10 protein-coding genes are annotated in these 8409 nt (G+C 47.1%); 5 read left to right on the top strand and 5 right to left on the bottom strand.

Features of this window, described 5'->3' with window-relative positions; all coding sequences use genetic code 11:
* The first annotated feature begins 833 nt into the window (after nucleotides 1-833).
* Both ACUVJL_RS36705 and ACUVJL_RS36710 read left to right on the top strand, forming a co-directional pair.
* On the top strand, nucleotides 834-1025 hold the full coding sequence (locus tag ACUVJL_RS36705; RefSeq protein WP_445250321.1) for a hypothetical protein: 192 nt from the start codon (nucleotides 834-836) through the stop codon (nucleotides 1023-1025).
* Between the two features lie 291 nt (nucleotides 1026-1316).
* Complete coding sequence (locus ACUVJL_RS36710) at nucleotides 1317-1985, top strand: hypothetical protein (protein WP_445250322.1); 669 nt, start codon at nucleotides 1317-1319, stop codon at nucleotides 1983-1985.
* 36 nt (nucleotides 1986-2021) lie between these two features.
* On the opposite strand, the gene ACUVJL_RS36715 is transcribed toward ACUVJL_RS36710, so the two are convergent.
* The 3 genes from ACUVJL_RS36715 to def all read right to left on the bottom strand — a co-directional run bounded on the left by ACUVJL_RS36715 (nucleotide 2022) and on the right by def (nucleotide 4826).
* Nucleotides 2022-3359: a PrsW family glutamic-type intramembrane protease gene (locus ACUVJL_RS36715; RefSeq protein ID WP_445250323.1), complete on the bottom strand. Its 1338-nt coding sequence runs from the start codon at nucleotides 3357-3359 to the stop codon at nucleotides 2022-2024.
* A gap of 706 nt (nucleotides 3360-4065) precedes the next feature.
* On the bottom strand, nucleotides 4066-4266 hold the full coding sequence (locus ACUVJL_RS36720) for a hypothetical protein (protein ID WP_199292547.1): 201 nt from the start codon (nucleotides 4264-4266) through the stop codon (nucleotides 4066-4068).
* Nucleotides 4266-4826, bottom strand: a complete 561-nt coding sequence (def, locus tag ACUVJL_RS36725; protein WP_445250324.1) for a peptide deformylase — start codon at nucleotides 4824-4826, stop codon at nucleotides 4266-4268. Before def ends, ACUVJL_RS36720 begins: the two co-directional genes overlap by 1 nt.
* A 101-nt stretch (nucleotides 4827-4927) precedes the next feature.
* Here def and ACUVJL_RS36730 point away from each other — a divergent pair, with 101 nt between their 5' ends.
* Nucleotides 4928-5440: a DUF1648 domain-containing protein gene (locus ACUVJL_RS36730; RefSeq protein ID WP_445250325.1), complete on the top strand. Its 513-nt coding sequence runs from the start codon at nucleotides 4928-4930 to the stop codon at nucleotides 5438-5440.
* 335 nt (nucleotides 5441-5775) lie between these two features.
* On the opposite strand, the gene ACUVJL_RS36735 is transcribed toward ACUVJL_RS36730, so the two are convergent.
* The gene (locus ACUVJL_RS36735; RefSeq protein WP_445250326.1) at nucleotides 5776-6231 is read right to left on the bottom strand and encodes an aspartyl protease; all 456 of its coding nucleotides are present in this window, start codon (nucleotides 6229-6231) and stop codon (nucleotides 5776-5778) included.
* A gap of 119 nt (nucleotides 6232-6350) precedes the next feature.
* Between ACUVJL_RS36735 and ACUVJL_RS36740 the strand changes: the two genes are divergently transcribed.
* Entirely contained in the window at nucleotides 6351-7643 is a 1293-nt protein-coding gene (locus tag ACUVJL_RS36740; protein ID WP_445250327.1) for a pentapeptide repeat-containing protein, read from the top strand.
* A gap of 113 nt (nucleotides 7644-7756) precedes the next feature.
* Here ACUVJL_RS36740 and ACUVJL_RS36745 read toward each other — a convergent pair whose 3' ends face one another.
* Nucleotides 7757-7903, bottom strand: a complete 147-nt coding sequence (locus ACUVJL_RS36745) for a hypothetical protein (protein WP_445250328.1) — start codon at nucleotides 7901-7903, stop codon at nucleotides 7757-7759.
* A gap of 41 nt (nucleotides 7904-7944) precedes the next feature.
* Between ACUVJL_RS36745 and ACUVJL_RS36750 the strand changes: the two genes are divergently transcribed.
* Complete coding sequence (locus ACUVJL_RS36750; protein WP_445250329.1) at nucleotides 7945-8265, top strand: mannosyltransferase family protein; 321 nt, start codon at nucleotides 7945-7947, stop codon at nucleotides 8263-8265.
* The last annotated feature ends 144 nt before the right edge of the window (nucleotides 8266-8409 follow it).

Here is an 8409-nt window from a genome sequence, read left to right on the forward strand (position 1 = left end):
TTGTCCATTACTAATTGCACCTTTTCACTTAATCACCTTCGCGGCTTACGTCTGCATATCCTGGGCGTTACCCCATCCCTTTTTCGGCATTACCTGTTATTTCAGGTTAGGCATTAGCTTCTTAAACCATCCCAGCCTTTCACAGCTTGTAGCCTGACAGCCTACCTCAACAATCGAATTGAAGAGGAGCATACAAAAGGATTATTTCGTTCCTACTGTTCATTGATTAAATCCGTTAGGGTTTGTCTCTCCGCCGGGGTTCTAGGTGGTGCGCTGTCTCGGTTTTACAACCCTGACAGTCCTTACCCTTGCCAGATATTCCTGACCCAGAAGTTCAGATTCCTCTGATAAGCTTATTCCCTCTGGTGATAAATTACGACGGTTGTATCGACAATTTGTTAGCTTGCGCTTCTACCCCACGACTTCATTACTTTCGCAATGATTCGGTTATAGGATTTTTACTTGCGGTGTCGGTATTCAGCTATCCCGATTGCCCGCTTTCACCCTCGCTTTACATAAAGGTTGTCAGTCTTTGTGTAGAGGAAACCAGTATTATCTCTGGCTCTTTGTGTGTTTTCAATCACGCACCATGATGTCAGGACTTGATTTATTTTGGATGTTGGTTATGATGTTGATTGGCACCTTCATCTTTCCCGTTTTCCCCTAGTTTTCTTAGCTTGATGCTCGACTAGGTTTTCTCACCTGCATGAATAGTAAGTTGTCATCGATGGGGGATTAAAGTGCGAACTCTAACCCTAATAGGTTTACCCCACCGCTGCTAGCCATCCCCCCTTTCGAGTTTCGGCTAAACGAATCGCACATAAAATATTATCGTGGCAAAATTTAGGCGCGATTTGACTCACGCCCCGGTTCTGTCAAATCGCGCCTACCAAAAACGCATAGGACAAAACTCCCACGCGGGCGTGAGTCCTCCGCATCGCTACAACACAACTCCGTGGGAATATTTTTCCGGGATGCTCAAACATTTGTCTTGTTTAGCCCCAAAAGCAATTGTTGCCAAGTAAGAAATGATACAAAATTCAGCCCTAAGAGCACCTATAGTAGTAGGGGTGTTGACATTTGGCAATGTTTGAAGTCAAAAAAATTTACCTTAAGAATGCCCAACATTACGGGCGCTGGCTCACTAAAATAAACTACACTTACGTCAATAGTCGGGACTGTTTTTAGTTCTTCGTCTGAAACAATCGATTTTCCGTTGGTAGCGAGATGGCTGCAGATCCTTGAAACCGTTATTATACGCTTGGCAATCAAAAACAGTCCCAAGTATTGTTAGGTAAACCTTAATAAAAAAAACAATGAGTCACAAACTACTGCCCAGATTAGGAAGTGCGATCGCTAGCACAATTTTAAGTGTGTTTTCAGGCGTGTCATTGGTAGGAGTAGACAAAGCACAAGCCGTCGAACTCACCTACAATTTCCAAGTGGGATCTGGTGGAGGTAGCAATTTGAATTTTTTCAAGATGAATAACTCCTCACTTACAGGAATAGGAGAGGAATATATTCGCGTTTCCGACGGAAGATTATACGGTTTCACTGTGGGAGGCAAACAATATAACAATTTGGCAGGGGCTACAGCTTTATTTTATCAAGGGGATTTTCTCGGACTGAATGCCTATGGCAGCGACTATGCGACGAGGAGTGAATTACTCATTCCTCCAGACGAACCAGGAGGGCCTTTGTACCTTCAGTCGAAGAGCAACATATCTTGGTCTATCACTAACAAAAGGACGGGTTATACTACCTGGAACCCTTCTGTGTTAAGTGGGTATTCCGAGGCATATACGGCCTACAACGGTGAGACGCCAAATCTAGCCGGTAGAAATTTCTTCGACGATATCTCTGTTTCTTACACTCTAGTGGATACCGAAGCCGAACCAGTTCCCGAACCTCTCACTGCTGGGGGGACAGCTTTAGCATTCGCTGGTTTAAGCTGGTTAAAACAAAAGAAAAAAATGGCAGCTTGAGGTGCGATCGTACTTCAACAATTAAGCACTCAGCAGTCACTTTTGAGAAAATATGCGAGTGGCAAAATTTTGCTTTCGATTCGGAGACAGAGCTCTGGCTTTCAAAATCGCAGCTACCAAAAACGCATAGGACAAAACTCCCACCAACGCCAGCAAAAGTACGCTAGCGGTTCCCGACGCATTCCACAAAGCGTGAAGTGCCGAAGCGCTGAAATAACCTACGCCCAAAATAGGCCAGCGCTTTCTGGGTTTGAGGGCGCTCAAACCGATAAAATATCCCAAATAGCCACTGTAAGCCATATGTCCGGCGACCGAACCCAAAATGCGGGGAATTAGCAACTGCAATCCTACTAATTGTCCGGCGTCGGGTCCTGCTTGCAGGGTGACATTTTGGATAATATTGGGAACGTGCTGTCCCATAGTTTCTAACAGTGTAAAGCCGACTGCCGAGGCACTTCCTAATAGAATTCCGTCTAAAGGTTCCCAAACGCCGACTCGATCGCGCCACGGATTTTTCAGCCAATTTCCCAGCAGCATTGCTCCCAAAACGGGCAGGGCTTTCAGCAATTCTTCCATCAGACCCGCCCCGAAAAACATTCTGGTCAAAAAAGGCAAAAAACTGATTGTTTCGCCTTCGGTTGGCAGGCGGCCGGGCAAAATTTCTCTAAATACTAATATAAATCCAATTAATAAGGGGCTGAGCAATATCAGGACTGTAGCTAAAGCCGAACCAAGCAATACCCACCAAGGCTTGTGTTTGCCACACAGTTGATAGATAAAGTAGTAAGCCGCACCGGCGAGGTAAGCTGACAGCAGCAAGTTGAATGCTGCGGAATTTCCCACGGCGACAAACATCGACACGACAACAATAACTGTGGCAATACCTGGATATAAGTAAGCTTTTTGGCTTAATAGTTTGCCCGTTGAGGCGATCGGGAATAATTGAGTTAAGGTGAGAGTGTCTTTTTCGCTACCAGCAAAATTGCCGGTTTGTGGTGTGGGGAATTCGGGTTTAGTTGGATGAGGAGTTAGGGGAGTTTCAAATATGAATTCAGGGCCGTCAAGCCCGAGACTGATGCGATCGCCTGTTTCTAAAGTTTGGCAGCCTTGCAGCTTTTTCCCGTTGATATAAGTTCCGTTAGCGCTGTTGAGGTCGCAAATTTCCCATCTCCTCAAAGTACCCTGAGTCAGGGGACGGACTGTGGCGTGGCGGCGGGAAACCATGCCGTGGGCGATCGACTCTAAAGTTATTTGACAATTTCGATCGCGTCCGATGGCCACTTCCCCATTTTCATCAAGTTGGTACTTGGACGCTGGCTCTCCCGCAGCGCCTTTTGCGGGCACTTGTCGCAGAAATCCGATTTCATTAGTCATTAGTTATGAGTCATCAGTCATCGGTCATTAGTCATTAGTCATTAGTCATGAGATCGCGAGCTGTTAGCTGATGTTATTTTTGGGCCGTCTTTATTCCACAGTTATAGTCCACAGTTATTAGTCATGAGATCGAGAGCTGTTAGCTGATGTTATTTATCCGCAATTTTTATGCCACAGTTATTAGTTGTTAGCTGCTGACTAATGACTAATAACTAATGACTAATAACTCATGACTGCTGACTAATGACTCTGCTGTTGACGTACTCCCCGCTCGCGAGGAGACGGGGATTCTCAAAGGGTGTTACAAGGCGGGCTAAGCCGCGCCTTTCCACCCTTCTTCCTGTCTCTTAGATTCTTAACTAGACTGTTACCAGTCCTCGTCAGACCATCTCCACAGGCATTTTCTTTAATGTCCAGGAAGCGTCCCTCCCCAGACAATCCGTGATTACGGATCACCTGAGCTGCTGCTACATCTCTATGGGTTGTGTATCCACAGGAGCGGGCAATCATGGAAAGGTTTTTCACCGTTCATCTGACCGGCTTAATTAATTCTACATGGTACAAAGACCTGTACCAAATGTCAGTGATTGTTAGCAAATGTCAGAAAAAGTCCTACTGTTAATCAACCTTGAGATACTGGCCGCCTTGCGGCTGCAACGCAGGTTTCATCAAGAGCATCAATGACCGGGGTTCTCACGGATTCGCTCTATAGATTTGCTCTGGCATCCTGAACGGCTGCATAGAAAAATATGCCAGTTAGCGGTACGCTGAGGGCGAGGATGATGCCGGTGACTAAATTGCCAAGTTGAGCTTCTCCCGATGACAGCTCAAAGATCGAGCCGACTGCGGCGATCGCAGTGATGCACGAAAGAGCTAAGAGTAAACCACTTTTCGGAGTTCCTGCCATCATACTGATTTTACTGCCTTTGGCGAAAATTTGTGCTTGACTAATTCTTCAGTCAGTGCGAGCTTGTTTTCTACTCTGTCTACAAACAGCACTCCGTTGAGGTGATCCATTTCGTGCTGAATTGCCCTCGACAGTAACTCTGTTGCTATTAGGGTTTGCGGGCGGCCGTATTCGTCGCGGTAGGAGACTTCAATGACTTCTGGGCGTTTGACTTCTAAATAAACTCCCGGAATGCTCAAACACCCTTCTTGCATGATGCAGACATCGCTGCTGCTACTTTTGATGGTAGGGTTGATCAAAACCATTGGGGGTGTGGCGGGGTTTTCCGGCTCGCAATCGAGCACGATTACTTGTTTGTTGACTCCGACTTGGGGGGCGGCCAAACCGATGCCGTCGGCACTGTACATGGTTTGCAGCATTTCTCGGACTAGCTGCCTAATTTCTGCATCGACGCTTTTGACGCGCTTCGCTGGCTGCCGCAGGACGCGATCGCCTAATGTGTGTATTGTTAGGGGCGGTTTTTCTAACTTTTTCTTTTCAATCAAAACCTGAGCCGTCATAAAACCTCGCGGGATGTTTGGAAACCCCCAACGAAAGCTGTTGGGGAATGAAATTGGAACCAATACTATTATTTCTAATATTAATCTAATTTTAAGTAGCCATGACTGGAAACGGACCAAACCAACGACCGGTTATTTCTCTGGGGCTTTCGCCTGTTCTAGTGGCGGTAGAGCTTTTAGCTGCGATCGCGATTTTGCTGGCTGTTTTACTCATTGTACAGTTTTGGGCGGTTTTGCCCGATCGAATTCCGATTCATTTCGGCGATCGGGGGCTGGCTGATGCTTGGGGCGACAAGGTGACGATTTGGATCATGCCGGCGGTGGCTGCCATTATTTTTGTGGTTTTAACTGCGGTATCGCGCTATCCGCATACTTTTAATTATCCCGTACCGATTAATTCGGAGAACGCTCGCCGGCAATATCTGTTGGGGCGAGGCCTTTTGGTTTGGCTGAAGGCGGAGATTTGCTGGCTGTTGGCGTTTGTGGTGCGGCAGCAAATTCTTGTCGCTTTGGGCAATGCTCAAAGGTTTAGTATCGAGTTACTTTTAGGGTTAGTTGTTTTGATGTTTGGGACGGTTGGCGTGTATTTGCTCAAGGCTTATTCTGCTCGGTAGATGTAGGAAAAAAAACTTACATATAGCCTTTATCAGTAACATGAGGTACTATTTGGCCTAGGGCATAGGGTCTAGGGCATAGGGCCTAGGGCATACCTCCCCACGCTTGAGAACCGCTATATACCCAACCAGCTAGTTTTTTGGCTTTTTTTTACTGCATTTAAGAATATCTAACCTCTCAAAAATCAAGAAAATTCCTTGGTAATGAGGAATAAATTACTCAAAATTTTATGATGATTTTAGTCCTCACTACAAACATTTTTGAGGGCGGGTAATTGACTGGAGATGATAGGAATCACAGGCGAGAGGTTTGTGCTAAGGTAAACGCCGCTCGACTAACCCATCAGATATGTTTGCTGATTGTTCATCGGCAATACTCGCAACCGTCGATTTTTCAAATCAGGTTCTAAGCCTAGTTCTGCCATTGGAATCACGCCCAGCAAAACAGCAGAAACGCCTTCGGGTAACTCTAAACAATCAAATCTCCCTTCTCTCCCCTCTACAATAATTTGAGCGCCTGCAAAAATTCGACCTTTTTTGATGCCAGCCGATGTTTCTACATCTCTTTCTCCTACTTGTCTTAAACCGAGTTGGCTAATAATGAGAGCTGGCAAGGAAAGCAGAGTTGCTCCGGTATCGACAACAACGTTATCGAGGGTAACAGAGCGAACTTCCTCAGCAGAAATGAATCCCCGTTCAGCCATAACTAGATCGATGCGATTTGTGACGGCGATTGTTGTAAGAACTTGACCCCTTTGTTTTGCTTGCAGATTGGGAAGTACCAGGGTCATAGTATGTTACCTCTTTGAGTGTAATTAGTGGATATTTCTATGGTAATACTATCTAGAATCCTCCTTGGTTAGTTAAAATCGTTTTAGTGATCGGCCAAAATTAGAATTTGCCTCAACGCATGACACCAGAAAACAACTCTTCTCAACCCAATCGCCCTGAATCTAACGTGACTGTAGAAAGTCTCAACGGTGCGAACCCTACTGTGCCACCAGAATCAGGGACAATCGTCGCTAGTGCTGAACCCGAAAAACCAGTGCCGCCGCCTCCAACTCGCAAGGTTTTATTGCCGCAGCAGCCGGAACAAACGACTACTGAGAAGTCGGGTTCGGTGCTGACGCTGGGGTTGATCGCAGCGATGATTTTTGGGCTGGCGAATGACAACATTTGGCTAGGCTTAATTGGCGCCGTCGGTGCGATGGGCGTATCTCTGCGGCTGATGTGGCCGAGTTGGGGCAAAATCTGGGCGCAGGTAATTCCGCCGACTTGGCGCACGCTGATCGTCGCCTGCTTCGGGCTTTTAGCTGGGATTGTTGGCTTGCTGATGCTCAGTGGTACTAATACTGAACCGGGAAGCCGCAACATCCAAATCAACTGGGACGCCATCGGCGCTCTCGGCGAGTTGATCGGCGCTTTGGGCCAAATTTTGATCGCAATTTTGGGCGTTTACGTGGCTTGGCGGCAGTACGTGATCTCGAAAGATTTGACGATTCAGCAAAATCGAATTACGCAGCAGCAAACGATCGATGCTTATTTTCAAGGGGTTTCGGACTTAGCCCTTGACGAACAAGGGTTTTTGGAAGATTGGCCGCAGGAAAGGGCGATCGCAGAAGGCCGCACGGCTGCGATTATGAGCAGTGTAGATGCTGAAGGTAAAGCTAAAATTCTGCGGTTTTTGTCGCAGTCTAGATTGGTTACTCCTCTGAAGCGCGATCGGCTTTTAGGCCGCCCCATTCTTGACGGCGACGGCGGCTACGCTGAAGATAGAGATCACGGTATCCGCGTTATCGATCTCAATGTCATGTTAGCGGGTGCTGACCTGGCTGGCACCGATTTGCGGTGGACGGATTTGAGCGAAGCCAACCTCGTCCGCGCCAATCTCAGCAAGTGCGATTTAGTGAAAGCCAACCTCTCGCGCGCTGTCTTGTACGACGCCAATCTCGCTCGCGCCGACATGAGAGCCGCCGCATTATTCTACGGCTCGGCAGAAACGGCATCTCCCCGCAGCCGTACCGAATTTCCCAACTATCAAACGGGTGAACATACCGGCGCTGTGGTTGAACGTGCTGATTTCACCGCTGTCAAGCGGCTGTCGGAGGATCAGCGCTATTACTGCTGCGCTTGGTGCGGCTCGAAGTCGAGAGAGACTATTCCCGGTGGCTGCGAAGGGATTCCCAATAAACTCGGACGTTAAAATTAGCAGTAGCGCTTTACTTACCTATATATTTGGCGATCGCAATTGCAGCGGACTATACTTTAATTTTAAATCAACAGTCTTGCGCTGTTTTAGCCATGACAAATACTGATTTAGAGGTAGAAGTAATTCCGCAGCGTCCGCGCTCCAAAAGCAGGGACGGGTTGATTTTTGTAATTGCTATGTGGTTTCTGAGCCGATCGATAATTGCGATCGGGATGCAAGTAATTGCCCATCGCTCGACGCGATGCCGAACTCACAGCCTTCGGTTCCCGGCTTTGTTCCCAAAAGTGGCTAGGAGTTGTTTTCGCATTGGGACGGCGAATGGTACACCAAAATCGCTACTCTGGGCTACAGCTATGCAAATGACGGGCAGCAGCATTCTGTGGCGTTCTATCCGCTTTTTCCTTTGCTAATTCGGGGATTGATGGCTCTCGGAATGCGAGTGGAAGTAGCAGGGGTACTCATCAATAGTTTGGCGTTTCTGGGTGCGTTATTGCTGGTCTACTTTTGGGTAGAAGAGCGATACGATACTGGTTCAGCAAAGTGGACAAGTGCTGTGCTAGCTTGGTGTCCGTTCTCAATATTTTGCACAGTCATTTATACAGAAGGATTGTTTTGACTTAGGAATGAGAATTAAATAACTTCCACAAGTTTGTGGGATGGGCGTCCCGCCCGTCCCAAAAGGACGGGGGGGACGCCCATCCCACAAAAAAAATTAAAATTTTAAGTTATTTAATTAGCGATCCATAAGGTTTTTTGTATT

The organism is Microcoleus sp. OTE_8_concoct_300 (assembly GCF_031383065.1).
GTDB lineage: Bacteria > Cyanobacteriota > Cyanobacteriia > Cyanobacteriales > Microcoleaceae > Microcoleus.

Coding starts and splice junctions, on each gene's coding strand:
- ACUVJL_RS36735 (WP_445250326.1), bottom strand. CDS start 6,231: ATGACCCTGGTACTTCCCAATCTGCAAGCAAAACAAAGGGGTCAAGTT.
- def (WP_445250324.1), bottom strand. CDS start 4,826: ATGACGGCTCAGGTTTTGATTGAAAAGAAAAAGTTAGAAAAACCGCCC.
- ACUVJL_RS36710 (WP_445250322.1), top strand. CDS start 1,317: ATGAGTCACAAACTACTGCCCAGATTAGGAAGTGCGATCGCTAGCACA.
- ACUVJL_RS36715 (WP_445250323.1), bottom strand. CDS start 3,359: ATGACTAATGAAATCGGATTTCTGCGACAAGTGCCCGCAAAAGGCGCT.
- ACUVJL_RS36730 (WP_445250325.1), top strand. CDS start 4,928: ATGACTGGAAACGGACCAAACCAACGACCGGTTATTTCTCTGGGGCTT.
- ACUVJL_RS36720 (WP_199292547.1), bottom strand. CDS start 4,266: ATGGCAGGAACTCCGAAAAGTGGTTTACTCTTAGCTCTTTCGTGCATC.
- ACUVJL_RS36740 (WP_445250327.1), top strand. CDS start 6,351: ATGACACCAGAAAACAACTCTTCTCAACCCAATCGCCCTGAATCTAAC.